Source organism: Methanosarcina sediminis, from assembly GCF_052056915.1.
GTDB lineage: Archaea > Halobacteriota > Methanosarcinia > Methanosarcinales > Methanosarcinaceae > MTP4.
The window spans coordinates 1,946,253-1,967,807 of sequence record NZ_CP195119.1; the positions used below are offsets into that span (position 1 = coordinate 1,946,253).

Sequence of the window (21,555 nt, forward strand, 5' to 3'; positions counted from 1 at the left end):
TACCTGTATGCAGGAAAATCCCAATCCAATCGAAAAAAAGGATGTAGAAGCAGATACCTCCAAAGCCGCCCCTGAGCCGGAAGAAGGAGCCGGAAAAAAGGCTGAAAAAGAAGTAGAAGTAAAAGCTGAAGTGGAAACTGCAAAAGAAGAGGCAGAAGAAGCAAAAGAAGAGGCTGCTGAGGAAGAAAAGGTTATCGAGGAAAAGCTTCCCGAAGAAGAGATAGTTGTAGTAGAAGCAGCTGAAGAAGCAAAAGAAGCAGCTGAAGAAGCAACTGAAGAAGCAACTGAAGAAGCAAAAGAGACCGCTGGAGAAGCTGAAGAAAGAGTGGAGGGAGCCGAGGAGACTAAAGAAGAGCGCACCTCCTACACCATGAAACGCACCCTGACAAAAAGCAAAAGCAACAAGATGCTCTTCGGGGTCTGCGGGGGCATCGGGGAGTACTTCGGGATAGACCCGACACTTATCAGGCTTGCCTTCGTACTCCTCGCTTTCCTGAACGGGATAGGTATTGTCATCTACATCATACTTGCAGTTATTATGCCTTCGGAAAGCGGCGTCGAGATGGGAAAAGAATAGATGGGGCCCGAACAGGCAGGGAAGACAGCAGAGGCAGAAAAAATATACAGGGTGGAGCGCGGAAAGCTTCTTGGTGCTATTATATTGATAATTGGTATTTACCTCGTGCTGGACGAACTGAGCGAATACACAGCTTTCTGGTGGCTCAGAGAGCTCTTCTTTCCCGCAATATTCATCCTTGGAGGAGCCTGGCTGCTACACAAAAATCGGGAGTAAAAGCGAGAGAGTTATCGGGAATTCCAAAACCTTTCATTACCAGACAGATTTATTTCAATATTTTGTTGAAGCAATTCAACTACCTTTTTTAACTCCGAAGGAGGGAAGTTCCCTTCCTAAACAGCCGAAGGAAGCGGGGAGGGGTAGTTCACTATTTTCTGTATACACCCTACAAGGGGCGATTCTGTCCCGACCCTTTCTATTCTAATCTATTCTCCGGACCCGCACCATTAAAATCCATTCCACACGCCCCCGTTAAATAATAAAACATTCCATCCTGCCCCGAGGTTCCGGAACTCACCTTCCCTACACCCAAAAAGCTTCCAGATAACGAAAAAAGAACTCCAAAGTAAAAAGGACTCAAAAAGAAGCGAGAAAACTATCCGAAAAAGAAATTAGAGAAAAAATAACTGGAAAAATATATTGCAAAAAAAATGAAACAAAATGAAACAAAATGAAAAAACTAGCGGGCCCGAGAGGATTCGAACCCCTGACATTCGGGTTAGAAGCCCGACGCTATATCCTGGCTAAGCCACGAGCCCACTTTGCTTTTCATACTACGAGAGTACGAAATAGGCCTTTAAAGATAAAAGCCTTTTGCATGAAAGCGAATCCGGATATTGTAAAGAATCTTAAAATATTTATGTGGAAGCGGAATTGTAATATACATTCAGTAAATACCCGCTATAGTCCGGATCTTTCTGAATATTGTAAATATGCTCATTCCCGAAAGCTTTTGGGTCCCCCTTGAAGGCTTTGAAGAGCACTGAAACATTAAGAGCCCGCGACGAAATAGCCTGTGCAACTTATTATTCATTGTAACTTCGATTGGAGACCTTGATCTTGAAAATTAATATGTTCAATCGGAAATGTGCAGAGGTTGTTTAGTGGCAGGGTCCGAGACCTGGAATTTTGAATTGAGGATTATACATCAAAGATTATATTAGATTGAAAGCATCAAGGAAGTACAGCATACAGCTTATAAAAATTACAGAGAAGATGATGTTATGAGTGAATTACTGATTTATATAAACGGTGAGTTTGTCCCCAAGGCTGAAGCAAAGGTTTCCGTTTACGACCACGGTTTCCTCTATGGCGACGGTGTGTTTGAAGGTATAAGAGCTTACAACGGACGTGTTTTCAAGTTAGAGGAGCACGTTGACAGACTTTATGACTCCGCAAAGGCAATCGCAATGGACATCCCCATCTCAAGGGAAGAAATGAGCGAAGCAATCCTTGAGACGTTACGCAAAAACAACTTAAGAGACGCCTACATCCGCCCGATTGTTTCCCGCGGGAATGGGGACCTGGGGCTTGACCCCCGCAAGTGCGACAGGCCCAACATTATCGTGATCGCCCAGGGATGGGGAGCCATGTACGGCGACCTCTATGAAGTGGGCCTGACCGGAGTTAGCGTGGCAGTCCGGAGAAACGCCCCTGACGCCCTTTCCCCGAACATCAAGTCCCTGAACTACCTGAACAACATCCTTGCAAAGATCGAAGCCAACGAGAAAGGCGGAGACGAAGCCGTCTTCCTGGACAACAACGGATTCGTTTCCGAAGGCTCGGGAGACAACATCTTCGTCGTAAAGAACGGCAAAGTCCTGACCCCCTTCACCATCAACAACTTAAAAGGCATCACCAGGGCAACAGCAATCGAACTCCTGGAAGACATGGGCATCAAAGTCATCGAAACGAACCTGGGACTTTTCGACCTCTACACCGCAGATGAGATCTTTGTAACCGGCACGGCTGCCGAATCCGCCCCCCTTACCAAATTAGACGGCAGGCACATCGGAACCGGCAAACCAGGTCCCCTCACAAAGAAGATGGTCGAGGCCTTCGAATACATCACCCAGAATACGGGCACCCCAATCTACGACTGAGCCCGAAGGCCGGAAAATTAAAAGAAAGAATAAAATGCGGGACCTTCTCCCGCAACACCTTCTTTTTTTACTACCAGGGCCTAACTGCCGGCACCTATTTTGAATACTGAAATTATTTTTCAATCCCTACCTTTCCGATTCCTTTTTCCTTTTCAACCCCTACCTTATCACCCCCAATTTACCATATTATCAAAAAAGTATCGAAAAAGTTGAAAAATTTCCGGGAAAACGATATTAAAGTAAAACATGCATCTGAAAACCGGAAAAATACGGGTTTGACTCTCATGAAGCGCAAGGAATTTCGGCAACTGGTCTCCGTTGAGGAGGCACGAAAGATAATAAACGGACTTCCTGTCCGCAGGGACCGGGAAAATGTATCTCTTGAAGCAGCCCTGGGAAAAATCCTTGCAGAGGACATCATAACGGAGATAAACGTCCCTCCCTTCCCAAGAGCGATAATGGACGGGTATGCGCTAAAGGCGGAGGACAGCTACGCCAGCAGTGAAACCGAACCTGTCAAGCTCAGGCGCATGGGAGAGATTGCTGCAGGATCGGATGCAAAGTATACGGTTGCAGCAGGAGAAACCGTGGAGATCTCAACAGGAGCCCCGATCCCGGAAGGGGCGGATGCTGTGGTGAAGGTAGAAGATACCGAAATCGCAGGGGAAAATGAAGAGGTGCTCGTTTACAGGCCGGTAACCGTGGGCGAAAATATCATGAAGCCCGGCTCAGACATCCTGAAAAGAGAACGGGTGCTCAGGAAAGGCAGAAAACTCGGGACCCGGGAGATAGGGGTTCTGGCATCAATCGGGAAAAAGAAGGTGCCTGTCCTCAGCCTCAGGATTGGGATCATCTCTACCGGGAACGAACTAGTGCAGCCGGGAGAAAGGCTGGCTTTCGGGCAGATCTACGATGCAAACTCATACACCATCCATGCAGGAATTAGGGAATGCGGGGCCGTTCCAGATATGTACGGGATCGTAAGGGACGACGAAAGCGCCATGAAAGAAATCCTGGAAACCGCAGCCTCGGAATCCTCCCTTATCCTTACCTCGGGCAGCACATCTTCGGGAGCAGGGGACGTGATGTACAGGCTGATCGAAGAGATGGGAGAAACCATTGCCCATGGTATCAACATCAAACCCGGAAAACCCGTTGTAGTAGGCATAATCAAGGGAACCCCAATTATCGGGCTTCCCGGAAACCCGACTTCCGCACTCATGATCTTCAATGAATTCGTAGCCCCCCTTATAAGGAAAAAGCTGGGGGCTGAAACCGGCTTGAAAATGACCGAAAAAGGAGTCATGGGGACAAACTTCCGCTCCGAAGGCAGGCAGCAGCTTCTCCCTGTGGGCCTTGTGCGGGGCAGGGTTTATCCGGCAGACCGGGGCTCGGGAGCGATCACTTCGTTGGCAGGGGCAGACGGGTTTATAGAAATCCGTCCTGAAACCGAGTTCATAGAAGCCGGGACCCCGGTGGAAGTGACCCTTTTCGGGAAGGTGGAAAAGCCGGACCTCCTGATAGCCGGGGGCTCCTGTCCGGGCCTGGACATCCTGGAAGACCTGACAGGCCTGAACCTTAGGGTCCTTGTAACCGGTTCAAGCGGGGGTTTCAGCGCGATCGCTTCAGGGACTGCCGACATTGCCGGCGTGAACATGCCCTCGGAAGCAGGCGAATACAATGTGCCGACAATCGAAAACATGGGGCTTTCCTCCACAGTACTCGTGAAAGGATACAAACGCGAGCAGGGACTGATCGTCCCGGAGGACAGCAGGATATCAGGGCTTTCGGATTTGTCGGGAAAGCGCCTGATCAACAGGAACCGGGGGTCGGGCACAAGGACGCTCCTGGACCTGAAACTTTCCGAACTTGCCCGCGAACGGGGAAGCGGCAGGAAAGAACTCACGGCTTCGGTCCAGGGCTATAACTCGGGAGCAAAGACCGAAGTTGCCGTCTGCGAAGCTGTAATTTCAGGGAAAGTCGATGCAGGCGTCGGCACCAGAACCTGCGCCGAACGAAACGGCCTTAAATTCATAAAAATCACGGAAGAAGAGTATGATTTCCTTATAAGGAAAGAACTGCTTGATATCCCGGAAGTCAGGAAGTTTCTTGAGACCCTAAAATCCAGCGAGTTTGCAGCAAAGCTGCCGGCAGGGATGCGGGTTTATGAAAGGACCGGAGAAATAGTTAATTTCGAGTGAAAGGATAGTTAATTTTGAGTGAATTTTGAGCGAAGATAGTTTCCCGCGGAAATTCCCGGAAAAAGTATTTGGAGGAAAGTTCCCGACAGATAATGTTTAAATACTATTATATTTATTAAGTAATATAATTGAATACGATTGGATATGAGAATTGGACCCGCGGGGAGCTTTCCATAGGTTTATATATTCCATCAAACTATCTGGATAAAAAATCCAGAGTAACGAATCTGTTTTGAATCAAAAAAGGATTCAATGGCTTCCTATCGCAATCTCTCCTAAATCACTATCACTAAATCTTACTATCACATATCAAGATCATTTCTTCACTCTTGAAATCGGCAGGTTCCAGATGAGCAGCATACAGGAACAAATACAGGAAATCGAAGACGAAATCCGGAAGACCCAGTATAACAAGGCCACCTCTCACCACATCGGCCGGCTGAAAGCTAAGTTAGCCCGCATGCGGGACGAAATTGAGAAAAAGGCGTCCGCAAAGGGCGGGGGAGAAGGGTACTCGGTCAGGAAGTCCGGGGACGGGACCGTAACCCTTGTCGGCTTCCCGTCGGTTGGAAAATCCACTCTCCTGAACAAGGTTACCGGCGCCAACTCGGAGGTAGGAGCGTACGCTTTCACCACCCTTACCGTTGTTCCCGGAGTGCTTGAACACAAGGGCGCAACAATCCAGTTCCTTGACGTACCAGGGCTTGTGAAAGGAGCGGCTTCAGGCCGGGGGCGCGGGAAAGAAGTTATCTCGGTTATCCGGAACTCCGACATGGTCATATTTTTGCTCGACGTTTTCCAGCCCAAGCACTACGAAGTGCTCATGGATGAACTCTACGAAGCCGGGATCCGGATCGACCAGATACCCCCTGACGTCGTGGTAAAGAAAAGGGACAGGGGCGGAGTCGAGATCAACTCTACCATAGACCTGGACCTGGACGATGAGACCATCAAAGCCGTCCTGGACGAATACAAGATCCACAACGCCCACGTCCTAATCAGGGAAAACATAAACGTGGACCAGCTCATTGATGCAGTCCTGAAAAACCGCAGCTACGTCCGCTCCCTTATCGTCGTAAACAAGGTGGACCTTGCATACCCGGAACTGATCAAGGAATGCAGGGAAATGTATCCCGGTGCAATTTATATCTCCGCCCACGAAGGCACAAACATCGATACCCTCAAGGACTCCATTTACAACCGCCTGGGCTTCATCCGAGTTTACATGAAACCCCAGGGCCAGCCCGCAGACATGGAAGAACCCATGATTGTTATGAGCGGCACGAACATAGGGGACATCTGCGACCGCCTGCACCGCGACTTCCGCAGGAAGTTCCGCTACGCCCAGGTCTGGGGCCCCTCCGCAAAACACCCCGGCCAGCGGCTCGGGATGGAACACATGCTGGAAGACGAGGATATCCTGACCGTCATTATCCAGAAATGAAGCCGGGGCCGGAACGTATTGAAAAAACCCCGGTTATGAAGAATTAAAAGAGGGAATTAAGAAGAAAATCGAGAAAAAAGCCGCCATGGGGATTCTCGGCGACTTTTTTCACAACTGTTTTTCACAACTGTTTTTCACAACTGTTTTTCACAACTGTTTTTCACAACTGTTTTTCACAATGCCTGCACATCCGGCACTGCTTTGAAAGAAAGGGCGGAGACTTCACAGTTCCCATTCCCTTCGCTAACGTTCATTTCGTTAAGGTTCACTTCCACAACCCTTATTTCAGGCCCATCAACCCCATATTCCTGCATATTCAACGGCCGGATAGGGCCCTCTTTTCCGGTGTGAAGCCTTTGCAGTGAAGCATCCAGGATGGCTCCAAGCATATTGGAGTAGGATATTCCTACTAGGGAAGCCATTTTGGCCAGGTGCCCGTCCCAGCACCAGCCGGGGTTGGGGTTGACTTCAAGGAGCCGGGGCCTACCTTCGGCGTCAAGCCTCCAGTCAAAGCGCGCATAGTCCCTGCACTCAAGCCTTCCGTAGAGGGCAAGGCAGTGGCTTGTGACAGCAATTCTGGTCTCTTCCGGAAGCTCTACGGGCACGGAACGGATCTTCCAGTAAGGGGAATCGGGGTCCCATTTTGCCTCGTAGCCACAGACCCGCGGGAGGCACTCAGGCACTTCCGAGTAGTCTTCTTCCGTAATCGGGAGGAACGTATAAGAGGAGGGGAGGTTCCCTATGATTCCCACACTGATATCCTTGCCCGAGAGGAACTCTTCCACGAGCAGGGGAACATCGGGACCCAGCTTTTTCCGGACCTCGCGAACCGATTTTTCAAGTTCTTCCTGGCTGTGGACCACGCTTTTTTGTGTGATCCCGAAACTTGAGTCCCCGGCATTCGGCTTGATGATTGCCGGGAAGGGGAAAGGCAGCTCGGGAACAGGGGCTCCGGGACAGATGTAGACGGCTTTTGCAACAGGGACCTGCATCTCCCTTGCAACGCCCCTAACCAGGGACTTGTCATAGCAAAAGGCAAGGGAGCGGGGGCCTGCCCCGGTGTACGGGATTTTGAGCTGTTCAAGGAGGGCAGGGACGTGGAGTTCCTTTTTCGGGTCGTTGTCAAAGCCCTCGTCACAGAGGTTGAGCACCAGGTCGATTTTTCCGGCCCTCTTTTTCAGGTCTTCGATCAGGGTGTCATGCCTGTCCATATAAGTAAAGCACATGCCCGGGATTTCCGAAAGGGCCCTTTTCATCCGGGCGATGGTCTCGAAGTCGTCCTCGTCAAAAGTGCAGGCAGGTTTTACGATATCCTGCTTGCGCGGGTCGCCCATGATAACAACTACGTTCTTTTCCTTTTTTGCAAAGGCATTTTTTGGGGAAGCCTGAAACTTTTCAGCAGACGCCGAGATGATGATACGGTGTCCCATCATGCCCAGGTCCTGGTTTTTCCTGGAATCGGGAGAGTAAGCCCTGTGGAAGCGGGCCTGTTTGAACCCTGCAGCTTCGAGCATGCCGGCGAGGGCTTCCATACTGTAGAGGCGCTCGGCGTAGAACTGGTCGGCAATGACCCCTTTTTTCACATGGCTGATAACTTCCCTGGAGATAAGGCGCTCCCCGTCCTCGGAAAGCGACCTCTCCCTGCAGACGAAACTTTTCCTGTCGATCCACTCCCATGAGCGTGCCTGGAAATTCTTCTTGAGGTAAGCCCCGTCCGCACAGTCAACAAGCAGCCTGCCCCCCGGCTTCAGTACCCGGAAGATTTCTTTAAGGACCTGGAGGTCATGCTTTACGGAATCGAAATACCCGAAACTGTTTCCCAGAAGCAGGACCGCATCAAAGGAGTCGGAACCGTAGGGCAGTTTTCTTGCGTCCCCTTCCCTGAACCTGACGGAAAGCCCTTCCTTTTTTGCCCTGCTCCGGGCTTTCCGGATAAGGTACCCTGACCTGTCGTAGCCTTCAACGTGCGAAAACCCCCTCCTTGCCAGTTCCAGGGTATGCCTCCCCTGCCCGCAGCAGAGGTCAAGGGTCCGGGCTTCCGGAGAGAGTTTCAGGGCTCCTGTAAAGAGGTCGATTTCCCGGCCCGTAATTTCGGAGTCTTCCAGGACATCGGCATCGGTTTTCAGGTACATGGAATTGAAAATCTTCTGCCACCATTCAGGATCCACATGGCCCTCAAGTTCAGGAACCGGGCCCAGGCTATTTTTCCGGGATTTGCCCGACCCATGAGCATTCCCATGTGCATTTTCGCGGGCGCTTCCGTTCTTGCCACCATTAATGTTCCTGATCCTGTTTTCGCGACCCTTATCGCTACTGTTCCGGTTACCGTTACCTTTTCCCACTTTAATGCGACCCTTCCGAATATCCGGCGCCACCGGGACGGAAAACTCCGTACCTTCCTGCGTCTCGAACGGTGGAGTGAGCTCTGAAGTGCTCTCAACTGAAATAATCCCCTCTGGAAGGCTCCCGCTTGACAGGCCCTGCCCTTCAGGGGATTCCGGACCCATGATAATGGGAGATTGCGGCTCCATTGTCCTTACGGCTGCCCGTGCTGCCCGCGGGCTCATTATCCGGCTTACGTTCTGCTTCATGATCTGATGTCTTCCGAAAATCAATGATTTACTGATCCTTAATTTACTGATTGTTATTTTCTAATTACAAGCCATATAGAAGGTTTAATTTAATAAATTAAAGATTTATAGGCATTATTTTTGATAATAAGTTGATTTAATTCTTTTTTAAGAAAATTACTGGAAATAATAAACATATTTCAGTAATTATCCGCATTTCAAAAACCATTAAGCAAAAATAAGTATATAAAACTATTTAAAACAGTTATAAGGCATCCAAATCTCGCAAATTCAAGAAAAGAGATGCTAAAACCTCTTTTTTCTGCATTCTGAATAATTATAACGTTGCTTGCCGCCCCCAGGACCAGAAAATTCCCCGCAATCGTGCTCCCTGCAGCCAGGGCCATGACCTGGACTATGGAAATTCCCGAAGCTTCCATTGCAGGCAGGTAAAGGGCAACAAAGGGCACATTCGAGATCAACTGGCTCAGCCCGATGCTGAGCACAAAGATAGTGGGAAGGGAGGTAGGGTCAAGCCCCGAGGCTTCCACCAGGGCCTGGAAAAAACCTGAATCCCAGACACATTCCATCAGCACGAACATGGAAGCAAAAAAGGCAAGGGTCTGCCAGTCGATATTCCTAAGAATTTCTTCCCGCTTCCTGCTGCAGAGCAGAGGCAGGGCAGAGAGAAGGGCAATCCAGGTAAGCCCGAAGTCAAGAGCAGGGTAGAAGGAACAGGCTGCAAGTTTGAAGAAAACCATTCCCAGGAGAAGCCCGAGAGCCAGCCTCGAAACCCTGGCAAGTTCCGGGTCTTTGAGCCTGACCTCTGCATGTTCAAGCCTCCCTTTCCCGAATTCGGAGGGGAAAAAGAGCTTCAGCACGGCATAAACCACGAAGAGGTTAATGAGCGTAGGCAGCCCCAGCATCCTGAAAAAGACCAGGAAAGGATTGGAAATCCCGCCTTCCACCGCAATGAGCAGGTTCTGGGGGTTTCCTATGGGGCTCATGACGCTTCCCGTAGTAACCCCGAAAGCCAGGGCCAGCAAAAGGAGTTTCGGAGATATCCCGTATTTCCGGGAAAGATCCAGCACAAGCGGCGTCCCCATTATGGCAAGCGTATCGTTCATGAGAAGGGAGGAAAGGATCCCCGTGGAAAAGAGCAAAATCAAAACAAGCTGGTCCACACTGCGGGCCTTCCCAAAAAGCCTTCCTGCAAGCACACCCAGGTAACCACTCCGGTTGAGCCCTTCTCCAACCACGAACATCCCGAAAAGAAAAAGCATGACATCGGGATTTATTGCCCTGAGCGCATCCCCGGGCGAAATCTTCCCTGCAAGCAGCACTGCTGCCGCTCCCCCTGACATGACCTGCCAGATCTGGAGCCTGAAAGACCCAACCTGCCGCAGAGCCGTAAGCAAGAACACGCCCAGCAGGACCAGGACCGAAAAATCAAATGAAGCCGCAAGGGAGTAAAACGCCGAACCTGTTGCCATAAATTTCACAGTTCATAGGTTTCCAGGTATAAAATCCCGGTGATCGGACCGATCTAATCAAAAAATCAGATAAATTATAATCAAAAACCAGTCCGAAAAAACGGTAGAAAAAAATCAAAAAATTAGTGATATGTATATTATGATGACTAAAAAATGTATTGGAATAACTGAAAAAAGATATTGTAATGATTAAAAAACTAAAAATAAAAAATAAAAAGGAATTAGGTTAGGATTCGAAAAGAAAACTTTAAAGCCTTGCCTTTATAGCTTCCCAGAGCATTTCCATTTTCTCAAGCGGCGTGTTAAGGGGAACCTCGCAGCCTGTGGAAAGGATGAAACCTTTTTCAGGGGCAGCTTCAAGGCAGCACTTCACCTCATGCTCGATTTCAGCCCTGCCTCCGGCCAGGGGAGCGTCCGGGATTATGTTGCCCATGAGGCAGATGCCGGCATCGGAGAAAGCTTTTAACTCCTTGAAACAGTGCCTTGGGCTGCAGCCGATGTTCTTGTGGTTGTGGAGCTTCATGCATTCTACCCCATACTTTTTCCCGAGCAGCCTGACATCCCCGAAAGCAAAGTTCAGGGCATGGGGCTCAAGTTTCATTTCCAGGTCGTGGAAGGCAAGGGCTGCGCAGTTGTGGGAGATTACGTACCCGCCTTTTGCCCTGATATGGTCGTAAAGTTTCTTTGTGTAGGGCAGCATGAACTCTTCTGCCATCTGCGGGCTGAAGAGGTCACCGGTACTCTCCCCATTTTCGACAAAGATACCGTCAGCTCCGGCTTCGAGCATGGAGTCGACAAAGAGGATGCAGCTTTCCGTGAGTTTTTCGAGCAGGGCATGGAAAGCTTCGGAATCTTTCAGCATATCAATGCAGAGCCTGCTCCCTCCCAGGACCTGGGAAGCAAGCATCAGGGGAGCCAGAGTTGCCCCGGTAATAAAAACCTCGTCCCCGATTTCTTTCTTGAGGATTTCAATCGACCCGGCTACGGTCTTTACCCGTTCGGACCGCTTGATGTTATCCGGATTAATATTTTCATGTTCTCCTGCGGATTTCAGGGCGTATTCAGCCACAGTAGGGTACCCGTTTTCCTTGATGTTCACCTTCGTCCCGAGCGCCTCCGCTTCCACAAGGAGGCAGCCCCAGGGAGACATCACGTTGTCGTGGTGGTACATCTCCCGGGCAAGAATCTGCGCCCGTGCAATTCCTTCTGCCGAATAATACACATCTTTGAGGCTTGCGCCCATCCGCTCCAGCACCGCATGCCCGGCGCCGAACCAGAGGTAACCGTAAGGGACACGGTCTACATCTTTTCTTTCGAGAGCATTGATAAAACGCTCCCTTGAGGTCATTTCTTCAACCATGATTTTTTTCTCCGCTTCTCATTGCTTCCTTTAGCAAGTACCACCAGGTAGATAATCAATATAAAATTGATTTTATAAATACCAAACCTGAAAACTTGAGCCTGCAAAAAAACATCTGTTCGATGAAATTTCACCCACTCCCGACTCCTGGAAACCTGGAACAGAAAACGAGAGGGTCACAAAAGAAACCTTGAAAAATGGATGCAAAGGGTAGAGCCTTACAGCTTAAGATTCCATGCCCCAACCACCGGATAAGCAGATTAAGGGGACAGCATCACGGAATTTTTCACATTTTCGTAGTACCCGGAAGGCGAAACCCCGGGCAGTCCGGGAAGCCGGGAATTGAAGGCATTCCAGAGGGCATCCATTTTTTCAGAAGGCGCGTTCAGGGGAATCTCGCAACCTGTTGAGAGGATAAAACCCCTTGAAGGAGCGGCTTCCAGGCAGCTTTTCACCTCGAGCCCGATATCGGCTGCCGAACCGGGGGCAAAGACGGCAGGGTTGATGTTTCCCATAAGACAGATCCCGCTATCCGTGAAGTCACGGAGACCCTTGAAACAGCAGCGAGAGCTGCATCCGATGCATTTGTGCCTGTGGAGCCTTTTGCATTCGCTCCCGTAGGGCTTCCCGAGAGCTGCAACTTCCCCGAAGGCAAAGTTCAGGGCATCGGGTTCAAGCGCCAGTTCCAGGTCAAGGAAGGCATGGGCTGCACAGTTGTGGGAGATTACGTACCCGTCGTTTGCTTTGATGTGCGTGTAGAGCTCTTTTGTGTAGGGCAGCATGAACTCCTCTGCCATTTGCCGGCTGAAGAGGTCGGCTGCGCTTTCCCCATTATCCACTAAAATGCCGTCTACCCCCGCCTCAAGCAGGATGTCTGCAAAAAGTGTGGAGCATTCCGTGAGCACATCGAGCAGGAAATGGACATCTTCCTCGTTTTTGAGCATCTCAACACAGAGCCTGCTCACCCCCAGCACCTGCCCTGCCAGCATAAGCGGGGAAAGCATGGCCCCCGTGATGAAAGCCTCGTCTCCGATTTCTTTTTTGAGGATTTCGATGGCTTCCACGAGATCTACGGTCCGGTCCGAACACTCAAGACTCCGGGGATTGAGCGCCCAGTAGTCCCCTGCACAGTCCAGGGCATAGCGTTCAACCTTCGGGTACCCGTTCTCCTTGATGTGTACCCTTGTCCCTAGAGCCTCAGCCTCCGTGAACAAACAGCCCCAGGGGACCATCACGTTATCGTGGTGGTACATCTCCCTTGCAAGAATTTGAGCCCGAGCAATCCCCCGGGGGGAATAATAAACATCCCTAAAGCTGACCCCCATCCGATTAAGCACTGTATTCCCGGCCCCGAACCAGAGGTAGCCGTAAGGCACCCTATCCACTTCCTTCATCTCAAGCGCATTGATAAAACGTTCCCTTGAAGTCATCTCGTAAAGCATTAACACTCACCCAACTAACAGATCAAAATAAATTAATTTCTATATAAACAATGTGGATATATATTTACTTTCTGCACCGGAAAATCCAAAAAGTGAAAAAATCCCTCTGAAAAAAGGAATCCACGCAAACCACACCTCGTGCAGGAAATACATAAAATTAAAGGACACATACCCTACAGGTGCACTATCAGGAAAAGAATGGAATAAAAACCTGAAAGGACAAATTACAGAACAAAAAAGCTGCGAAATATTTAACTTGGCCGCCAACCCTATCTGGAAACATGAAAGAAACTTTCAAACTAACTGCAATAGTGAACAAAAAAGGGGAATCTTACGAGTCGCTCTGCCTGGAACTGGACGTAACGAGCCGGGGAGAAACAATCGAAGAAGCAGTTACAAACCTGAAAGAAGCCGTTGAACTTTATATTGAAAACGAAAATATTGCCCTTCCAATCAAGCGCCCCTTTATGACCACTTTCGAGGTGATGGCCCAAAGTAGGAAAACGAAAAAGCAAAGAAAAGAATCACAGTAAAAAAATAGAGGAATCCAGTAAAAAATAGGGGAGTCATAATAAAAACTTGAGAAATTAAGTAAAAAAGCAGTGCAAGAAGAAGCCCGAGGATGAAGATCCTTTTACTGCATTCCCCAATACAGTCGTTTCGAATATATGCTCCCCCAAGCATACGGATCCGGAACAGGACCAACGCCCTCAGGCATTTCTTTCTGTTTCTCAGTTTCTCCCCAATTTTCTTCCCACTTCCCAATTGAGAATTATCTCATAAATTATTTTAAATTAATTCGTTGAAAACTTTTAACGCCACAAAAAATATCTTTGCTCCAAATATTTCGAACTCTGCATAGAAACTAATGTCGAAAAAAGGATATATTTTTCAAAAAAGTAAATCAGAAAACCAGGAGCAGAAAAGGAAAAGCAGAAAAGGAAAAGCAGAAAAGGAAAGCAGAAAAGGAAAAGCAGAAAAGGAAAAGCAGAAAAGGAAAAGCAGAAAAGGAAAGCAGAGAAAAAATAAAAAAGAAGAGGTGTACATAGAAAGAAGATGCCCGAGAACGCCTCATCCTTTTTACTTTATCCCCTCATACAGCAGCTCCGGAAATCCACCCTCCCTCAAGAGTGGAATCAGGAGCAGGATTAAGCGACCCCAGGCATTTCTTCCACAATCATCATGTCTTTTTCTTTTTACTTCCCATATCCAGTATACAATAATCGTCTAAATTATTTTAAATTAATTCGTTGAAAATTTTTAATCTCATAAAAAATAATATCCCTGAAAAAGTTTCTAAACCTGCATAGAATTGTACAGGGTGCATATTTTCAATAAGATATACAGATTCCGGAAAAACCCCTCCTTTTCAAAGAAACAGGAATCAGAAGCAGAGGTAAAGGTTGAGAAGGAGCTGATGAAGTAAACCGTAGAAAAAGAAGAGAAAGTAAACACGCAGAAAATAAGAGCCGAACAACCTGCAGGAAAAACACAACCGAAAACAGGCAAACAAAATGAAAAAAATAAAAAGACGGAGGAAAATGAAAGCAATAAGAAACCCGGAAACCCCTGATCCTTTTTACTGTATCCTCGACTACAGGCACTCCGAAGATGTGCTCCCCTTAAGCACGGGTCCGAAGCAGGACCAGTAATTTCCGGGTGTTCATTTCAATAAGTTTTTTCCCTTATTCGTATTCCCATTTCACTTACCATTTCCCAATCATACAATTATACCGGAAATTATTTTAAATTAATTCGTTGGAAATTTTCAATTGTACAAAAAACTTCTCCCCTGAAAAACTTTTGAAGCCTGCATAGAATTGAACATGGAACTTATTTTTAATCAGAAACACCACGCAATAAAAACAGAACGAACAGAAACAAACGAGAAATTACCTCATTTCCAGAGAATTCAGGCCGGAAAAGCAGGATAACAAAAGAAAATCAAAAAAGCAAAGCAGAAAACATCGAAAGAAAGAAAGAAAGAAAAGATTCGCAGCGTAAGAAAAAGCCCGGAAATTTCTGACCCTTGTTACTGTAGCCCCCACTACAGTCCCTCCGAAAATGTGCTTCCCTAGAGCACGGATCCGGATAAGGATCGATGATTTCCAGGTATTTCTTTCAGCCGGTTTATTTCCCCTGTTAATTTCCCCGGTTCACTTACCATTTCCCAATCATACAATTATACCAGAAATTATTTTAAATTAATTCATTGAAAATTTTTAATCGCAAAAAAAACTTCTCCCCTGAAAAACTTTCAAGCCCTGCATAGAATTGGACAGGAGAGTTATTTTCAACCAGAAATACAGTGCAATAAAAACAGATTCGAAAGGGGAAAAGAATCTCCTCATATTAGAAACCCCTCCTCTGAAGCACGTAAAATCATATCGTGAAATCGAATATCTCAAGCACCCTGGAGAGCATAAGTAAAGAGAAACAGAAAATTACCTCATTTCCAGAGAATTCAGGCCGGAAAAGCAGGATAACAAAAGAAAATCAAAAAAGCAAAGCAGAAAACATCGAAAAAAAGAAAAGATTCGCAGCGTAAGAAAAAGCCCGGAAATTTCGGATCCTTGTTACTGTAGCCCCCACTACAGTCCCTCCGAAAATGTGCTTCCCTTAAGCACGGATCTGGATAAGGATCGATGATTTCCGGGCATTTCTTTCAACCGGTTTATTTCCCCTGTTAATTTCCCCGGTTCACTTACCATTTCCCAATCATACAATTATACCAGAAATTATTTTAAATTAATTCATTGAAAATTTTTAATCGCAAAAAAAACTTCTCCCCTGAAAAACTTTCAAGCCCTGCATAGAATTGGACAGGAGAGTTATTTTCAACCAGATATCCTGAATATAGAGGGGCTACGGAACTGGAGGAATCAGGGAAGCAGTAAATTCTTCGTCTTTCAGGTTTCCTGCAGCCACCTAAACTTTCCCCTCTACTTAATCCCCCGGGAAAACCGAATTTTATCGACATGTCAAAAAACATACCCCAAAGAAATCCCTTTTCAAAAGAAGACGGAGCAAAAAAAGATAAAAAAACGCAGTAAAAAGAACATAAAAATGCACAATCACGCAAAAAAGGCACACAATAAAAACGCACAAGCACACAAAAAAGCATAGCAAGAGAAGTAAAAAAGCAGAGGAAGAAGAAGCCCGAGAACGCCACACCTTTTCACTATATCCCCCAATACAGCCGCTCCGAAGATATGCTCCCCCAAGCATAATGATACGAAGCAGGATCAGAGTCCTCAGGCATTTCATTTTGTGTCTGATTTCTCCCTTATTCTCTCCCAGTCCCAATTACATAATTATATTGGAAATTATTTTAAATTAATTGATTGAAAATTTTTAATCGCACAAAAAAGTATTCCCCTGAAAAAGTTTCGAAACCTGTATGGAATTGGACAGGACACGTATTTTCAACCTGAAACACGGACAAAGATACCTTTAGTGGCACAAAAATTAAGTACCATAAATAAGGTATAGCTAAAAGCCTTCATGCGCAGTCCTGTAGGGTAGTGGTCAATCCTTCGGGCCTTTGGAGCCCGGGACAGCGGTTCGAATCCGCTCAGGACTATTAAAAAATTATTCCAAACCAGTATTTAATTTAAAAGTTGAAATAACATGCCGTGTCGTGAGAAGAGCTTCATTTTCAGGGTCTTCTTTTAAACCTTTATTTAGGTTTTCTTCTGCTTCAGATAGGAACATTAAAGCTTGTTGCTTTAAATTCTCAGATAACGCTTTTTTAGCCTTATCTAGTTTTATTTGTGCCATCCCACCAAAAGGAATTGGATCTCTCTGAGATAATGAGATTGCTTTTTGTAAGTACTCTTCTGCTTGGTCTAGTTCATCCTTGACTCTTAAAATATTTCCTTTGGTTGCAAAATATCCAGCGTCATCCTTGCCAATATAATTATCCAAAGTTTGTTCTGCATTATTAATTTCACCCAATCTTAGGTATACATCTGCAAGTGCAATGGTAGAATAAGCAAGTGCACGATCTTTAGATGCACTTTCAAGATGAGATTTTGCTTCTTCCAGTTTACCCATGTCTTTTAGAATCATTCCTATTCGATGATGAAGATGAGCATTTGTAGGTGACAAACGTAAAGCATCAGAGAGGATTTCCAAAGCTCTCTTTTTCTCTCCAACTCCAATGAAAATTTTTGCCGAAACACTTACAACCTCAGAATCATGAGGTGCAATATCCAACGCTTTTAAAGCTAGATTCTTAGCCTCAGTTAAATAATTATTATCATTTGAACGTAAGTCGAATAATAAATCTGCAAGAGTAGTAAGAGGTACAACTTTTCCATAACCTCTAGCGACAGAAATCGCAGTCCTGAACGCAATCAACGCACCGTTATAATCTTTGATTCTTCTCTTACAAACTCCTAAAGAATGATGATAACGTGAAACGTTGTGATAATCCCCAACAAGTTCTTCGAGAATTGGAATAGCTTCCTTAGATCTACCCAAACGATTTAGACATAAGGCATAATAATAATCGTAAATAGGATCGGAATATGTAATCATTTTTCTAGCGTTTTTAAGAAATTCTAATGAAGTTTTGTATTTGCGCCTCCTATAGAGTTCAATAGCAGCATCTTTGGCTTCCACAAGGTAAGCCTTTTGGATCAGTTCCGCATCAGAAAATCTACCGGCCGAAATCATATGAAAATATATCAAAGATCCATACTGAGCAAATGCAGAACTATTTTTAGGTGCATTATCCCATTCTAATTTAAACAATTTAGCAAGCTTAAAATGCATTTCCAAAATATCATCCGAAGTTGCCATTGTTGACTTAATATACTCGCTAAGTATGGGATGAAGTTGATAATTTTCTGAAGCAGGATCTAACAACTGTTTACTTTTAATTTCACCTACAGCTTTCCATTTATCTCCACAAATTGACTTAATTTGTTTCATGTTTAAAGAACATGTAGAAACTGCAAGCAAAATTAAAATTTCTTTTTCATTGATAGAAATTTCCATCCCAGAGAGCAAATGTTGAGCTAATTCTATTTCCATTTCACGTATTATAGCCTCATCATCGAGTATAACATCAATTCCCTTATCAATGACCCTAGTAGCCATCAAAGAAATAACGAGGGGATAACCGCGAATTCTCAATGCTAATTTATCAATCTGAAAATCTTGGAAAGATGCAGATGGAGAAAAGCTTAAGTGATATTTTAAAGCTCTCTTTACTTCTTTATCTTCAAGACGTCCTAAAATAACCCTACCATAATTTAGCATTTTATCTTGAAGAAATTCTGGGACATAGTGAGAAATTAATATTATATTTGGATTATCAGGCTTGCTTATTTTTGAGACATCTTCAAAAATACGACCCAACAAATTAGTCATTGTTTGTCCTTTTAGGAGGGGATCCCTACCGGGAAGAGTTAAATTGTCAAAAATTAAATATGTTTTCTGTGAATTGATTATCTCGGGTAACAAGATCTCGTCCCAAACCTTTTCAGGATTTTGTCCTGACTCATTGGGATCAATAAAAATACCAAAAGGTTTAGCTATTGTGGATAGTAACCTAATTGGAGTAGATGCAAATCTAAGATCAATCCAAATAGGATGTAAATGTGGAAAAAGTATAGAATTTGCTCTCTTGACGAAGGAAGTTTTGCCGATTCCGTCTAAACCTAATATAAAAATTCCATTGTAAGCTCCAAAAGAGACCATTTCTTCGATTTTATCAAAATATTGTTGTCTATTTTGAAAATAGTCAGTAAGATTATCTTTTCCAAAAAAAACTTCCTTTGGCGTCAAATCATCTTTTAATTTTTTTAATTCATCAATTATGTAATTAATACCTTTTCTTATACATAGATACTGGCGATGCTTTAAAAAACTAGGAAGAGAAGTTTCATCCAACCTTACAACAATAGGTCTGTATCCGATTTCATTAATCCATCGATACCTAGCAAGATCAACCTCTTCGTTAACCCATTGAGACTTAGCGGCATTTTTACTCCAAAATAATACGAAAACACGAGAATCAGCAATTGCTTTATCAAATTTAAAAATACGCTCTCCAGCCTTCATTTCCCACTCAGAAACCCAACATAAGTCATTGCCTAATCCACTCGCAATTTTTAGAACGACTTCTTCATCTTTTGAGCTGTGACTCAAGAAGAAAAACTTGCTCATTGAATGGATACCTCGACGTTTGGTATTTGTTTAATTTATTATAAGTGTTGCTATTTTACAAAAAATTTTGATCAATTTATAGAGGGTGAAGGAGCTTACAATAACGATTGATAAGACGACTTGGATTTACAAGTGAACAATAAGGATCTGCAGCGAAATAAACTATGCAACTCATCATTCAATTGTAACTTCGATTGGTGATCTTGATATTGAAAATCAAAATGTCCAATCATAAATGTGCATAGTTTGTTCTGTGACGAGTTCTAAGTACGATATTGGATTGTACTTTCAATTAATATCACCCTAAAATAGTGTATTTGAAACTTAAATATGTATCGAAAATTCAGACAATATAAATGAGACTTTTGTAAACTGTAATAGTTACATTTAATTAAAGGAGAACATTCAGTATAATATAAATTTGTAGAACAGTTTGGAGACAAAATATGGGATCAAAAGTTCACAAAGTTTTTGTTAGCTATCATAATTGTCCAGAAGACAGGGACTATAAAGAAAAATTCGAACGGATGCTCGGAGATACCATTATATCAAAATCTGTTCAAGAAGGGGATATTGATGACCAGAATATGAAAACAGAAACAGTTATGCAAAAAATAAGAGAGAACCATTTAAAGGACTCCACAGTTACCGCAGTTTTGATAGGGCCCGAAACATGGAAAAGGAAATTTGTTGATTGGGAGATTCGTGCAAGTTTAAGTGACACAAACTTTAACCCTCGGTCGGGATTGATTGGAATTCTCCTTCCAACATATCCACTTAATTCACAAAATCAGTGTGATTCGAATACAATACCCCCTCGATTATATGATAATATATCAAATGGTTATGCTAAGATTTACAGATGGTCAACTTCCCCTATTCAGATTCAAGAATGGATTCATGAAGCATTTGAAAGAAGGGAAAAAATAAACCCAATAAACTCCAGAAAAATGTATGGCAAAAATCATAACGGTGAAAGGTGGCAATAAAAAACAAAGCAGGGTTCAAAATGGACGAGGGAAAATTCAAAAAATATTTGGAGGAGAGATACAGAGACCAAATCAATTGGTATGATAAAAAATCATTAGATAATCAAAAAATTTACAAAAAGTTTCAATTTATATTGATAATTCTCTCGTCTTTAACCCCAGTATTAATAGTAATTGAATTTTGCCAACCAGCAAACTGGCTTTTGAAATGGAGCCCAGTTTTAACATCTGTTATCGTGGCTATTTTGACATCAGTTTTAAAATCGTTTAAATACCAAGAGAATTGGATAACTTATAGAACTACATGTGAAACATTAAAAAAAGAGTATTATTATTACGAAGCTGGGATTAATGAGTATGGGGAGGTTGAAGATAAAGAAGCTTTGTTTGTAGAAAGAGTTGAAAGGTTGATTTCTAGAGAAAATACTTTGTGGGTAGAAAGTTGTAAAGAGGACAAGAAGAGTGAGAATTGATGGGAAAAAAGAGAGTTTTTGTAAGTTTTCAATATGAAGAAGACAAACATTACAAATTATTACTTCAAGCATGGAATGCAAACCCAAATTTTGACTTCGGATTTAGCGATCAGTCAGTTACTACACCAATAAATAGTGAAAGAGCTCCAACAATTAAGACTGGAATAACAAAAAAGATGAATGAGGCTACTTACTGTTTAGTAATTGTTGGGGAGCATACCCATGAAAGTGAATGGGTAAATTGGGAAATTGATAATGCACATAAATTAGGATTGAAAATTGTAGCAGTAAAAATAGATAAATCATATGAATCACCAGCATCCCTTTATGGAAAAAATGTTACATGGGCGATGAGTTATTCGCAAGACTCAATAATTAGAGCTCTAAATGAAGCTTCACAGAAAAATGTGGTGAAAGCTACTCAAACAAATGATCTAAAGAAAGAAACTGCACGTTGCAAACGTTGCAATAGACCATTAACTAACCCAGAAAGTGTAAGATTGGGTTTGGGACCCTCTTGTAGAAAGAAAATCTAACTTATTTTAGATAAATTATCAGTTGGTTGGGAAAAGGAAAACTACGAAATGAGATGCTTCTGCAGAATAATATAATTCAAAAGTTATTATTATTATTATTATAAATGGTCCTTCGTTTCAAACTTCATATTCAAATTTAAGGAAAGCCGCCAGGCAAGCTGGCGGAGGCACCCTGCAATTATCAGAAAAAA

At 44.4% G+C, this 21,555-nt stretch carries 16 protein-coding genes and 2 tRNA genes; 11 read left to right on the top strand and 7 right to left on the bottom strand.

Features of this window, described 5'->3' with window-relative positions:
* Positions 1–7: 7 nt before the first annotated feature.
* Together ACSAZK_RS08315 and ACSAZK_RS08320 are read left to right on the top strand one after the other, a co-directional pair.
* Positions 8–577, top strand: coding sequence for a PspC domain-containing protein (locus tag ACSAZK_RS08315; protein WP_440956878.1), 570 nt, complete (start codon positions 8–10; stop codon positions 575–577).
* Positions 578–793 carry a hypothetical protein gene (locus tag ACSAZK_RS08320; RefSeq protein WP_440956879.1) on the top strand — a complete coding sequence of 72 codons (216 nt, stop codon included), beginning with the start codon at positions 578–580 and terminating at the stop codon, positions 791–793.
* 467 nt (positions 794–1,260) lie between these two features.
* Here ACSAZK_RS08320 and ACSAZK_RS08325 read toward each other — a convergent pair.
* Positions 1,261–1,335 (bottom strand) — tRNA-Arg (locus ACSAZK_RS08325).
* 465 nt (positions 1,336–1,800) lie between these two features.
* Here ACSAZK_RS08325 and ilvE point away from each other — a divergent pair.
* The 3 genes from ilvE (at position 1,801) to ACSAZK_RS08340 (ending at position 6,324) form a co-directional block, all read left to right on the top strand.
* The gene (gene ilvE, locus ACSAZK_RS08330; protein ID WP_440956880.1) at positions 1,801–2,679 is read left to right on the top strand and encodes a branched-chain-amino-acid transaminase; all 879 of its coding nucleotides are present in this window, start codon (positions 1,801–1,803) and stop codon (positions 2,677–2,679) included.
* 284 nt (positions 2,680–2,963) lie between these two features.
* The gene (locus ACSAZK_RS08335) at positions 2,964–4,880 is read left to right on the top strand and encodes a molybdopterin biosynthesis protein (protein ID WP_440956881.1); all 1,917 of its coding nucleotides are present in this window, start codon (positions 2,964–2,966) and stop codon (positions 4,878–4,880) included.
* A 349-nt stretch (positions 4,881–5,229) separates the two neighbouring features.
* A complete protein-coding gene (locus ACSAZK_RS08340; protein ID WP_440956882.1) occupies positions 5,230–6,324 on the top strand; it encodes an OBG GTPase family GTP-binding protein in 1,095 nt (364 codons plus the stop codon).
* Between the two features lie 173 nt (positions 6,325–6,497).
* On the opposite strand, the gene ACSAZK_RS08345 is transcribed toward ACSAZK_RS08340, so the two are convergent.
* The 4 genes from ACSAZK_RS08345 to ACSAZK_RS08360 all read right to left on the bottom strand — a co-directional run bounded on the left by ACSAZK_RS08345 (position 6,498) and on the right by ACSAZK_RS08360 (position 13,189).
* Positions 6,498–8,915 (bottom strand): methyltransferase domain-containing protein, encoded by a 2,418-nt coding sequence (locus ACSAZK_RS08345; RefSeq protein ID WP_440956883.1) that lies wholly within the window; start codon positions 8,913–8,915, stop codon positions 6,498–6,500.
* A 197-nt stretch (positions 8,916–9,112) separates the two neighbouring features.
* Positions 9,113–10,387 carry an anion transporter gene (locus ACSAZK_RS08350; RefSeq protein ID WP_440956975.1) on the bottom strand — a complete coding sequence of 425 codons (1,275 nt, stop codon included), beginning with the start codon at positions 10,385–10,387 and terminating at the stop codon, positions 9,113–9,115.
* Between the two features lie 247 nt (positions 10,388–10,634).
* Positions 10,635–11,747: a uroporphyrinogen decarboxylase family protein gene (locus ACSAZK_RS08355; RefSeq protein WP_440956884.1), complete on the bottom strand. Its 1,113-nt coding sequence runs from the start codon at positions 11,745–11,747 to the stop codon at positions 10,635–10,637.
* Between the two features lie 260 nt (positions 11,748–12,007).
* A complete protein-coding gene (locus tag ACSAZK_RS08360; protein WP_440956885.1) occupies positions 12,008–13,189 on the bottom strand; it encodes a uroporphyrinogen decarboxylase family protein in 1,182 nt (393 codons plus the stop codon).
* A 281-nt stretch (positions 13,190–13,470) separates the two neighbouring features.
* Here ACSAZK_RS08360 and ACSAZK_RS08365 point away from each other — a divergent pair, with 281 nt between their 5' ends.
* Together ACSAZK_RS08365 and ACSAZK_RS08370 are read left to right on the top strand one after the other, a co-directional pair.
* Positions 13,471–13,722 carry a type II toxin-antitoxin system HicB family antitoxin gene (locus ACSAZK_RS08365; RefSeq protein WP_440956886.1) on the top strand — a complete coding sequence of 84 codons (252 nt, stop codon included), beginning with the start codon at positions 13,471–13,473 and terminating at the stop codon, positions 13,720–13,722.
* Positions 13,723–14,057: 335 nt separating this feature from the next.
* On the top strand, positions 14,058–14,420 hold the full coding sequence (locus ACSAZK_RS08370) for a hypothetical protein (protein WP_440956887.1): 363 nt from the start codon (positions 14,058–14,060) through the stop codon (positions 14,418–14,420).
* 1,512 nt (positions 14,421–15,932) lie between these two features.
* On the opposite strand, the gene ACSAZK_RS08375 is transcribed toward ACSAZK_RS08370, so the two are convergent.
* The gene (locus ACSAZK_RS08375; protein WP_440956888.1) at positions 15,933–16,181 is read right to left on the bottom strand and encodes a hypothetical protein; all 249 of its coding nucleotides are present in this window, start codon (positions 16,179–16,181) and stop codon (positions 15,933–15,935) included.
* 518 nt (positions 16,182–16,699) lie between these two features.
* On the opposite strand from ACSAZK_RS08375, the gene ACSAZK_RS08380 reads away from it, so the two are divergent.
* A tRNA-Gln gene (locus ACSAZK_RS08380) sits at positions 16,700–16,772 on the top strand.
* A gap of 8 nt (positions 16,773–16,780) precedes the next feature.
* Here the strand turns inward: ACSAZK_RS08380 and ACSAZK_RS08385 are convergent.
* Positions 16,781–19,366, bottom strand: coding sequence for a TIR domain-containing protein (locus ACSAZK_RS08385; RefSeq protein WP_440956889.1), 2,586 nt, complete (start codon positions 19,364–19,366; stop codon positions 16,781–16,783).
* Between the two features lie 446 nt (positions 19,367–19,812).
* On the opposite strand from ACSAZK_RS08385, the gene ACSAZK_RS08390 reads away from it, so the two are divergent.
* Genes ACSAZK_RS08390 through ACSAZK_RS08400 form a run of 3 tightly spaced genes read left to right on the top strand, consistent with a single transcriptional unit; the run spans position 19,813 to position 21,364 of the window.
* On the top strand, positions 19,813–20,355 hold the full coding sequence (locus tag ACSAZK_RS08390) for a TIR domain-containing protein (RefSeq protein ID WP_440956890.1): 543 nt from the start codon (positions 19,813–19,815) through the stop codon (positions 20,353–20,355).
* A 20-nt stretch (positions 20,356–20,375) separates the two neighbouring features.
* On the top strand, positions 20,376–20,828 hold the full coding sequence (locus ACSAZK_RS08395; RefSeq protein WP_440956891.1) for a DUF4231 domain-containing protein: 453 nt from the start codon (positions 20,376–20,378) through the stop codon (positions 20,826–20,828).
* Entirely contained in the window at positions 20,828–21,364 is a 537-nt protein-coding gene (locus ACSAZK_RS08400) for a TIR domain-containing protein (RefSeq protein WP_440956892.1), read from the top strand. The genes ACSAZK_RS08395 and ACSAZK_RS08400 overlap by 1 nt, the downstream gene beginning before the upstream one ends.
* The last annotated feature ends 191 nt before the right edge of the window (positions 21,365–21,555 follow it).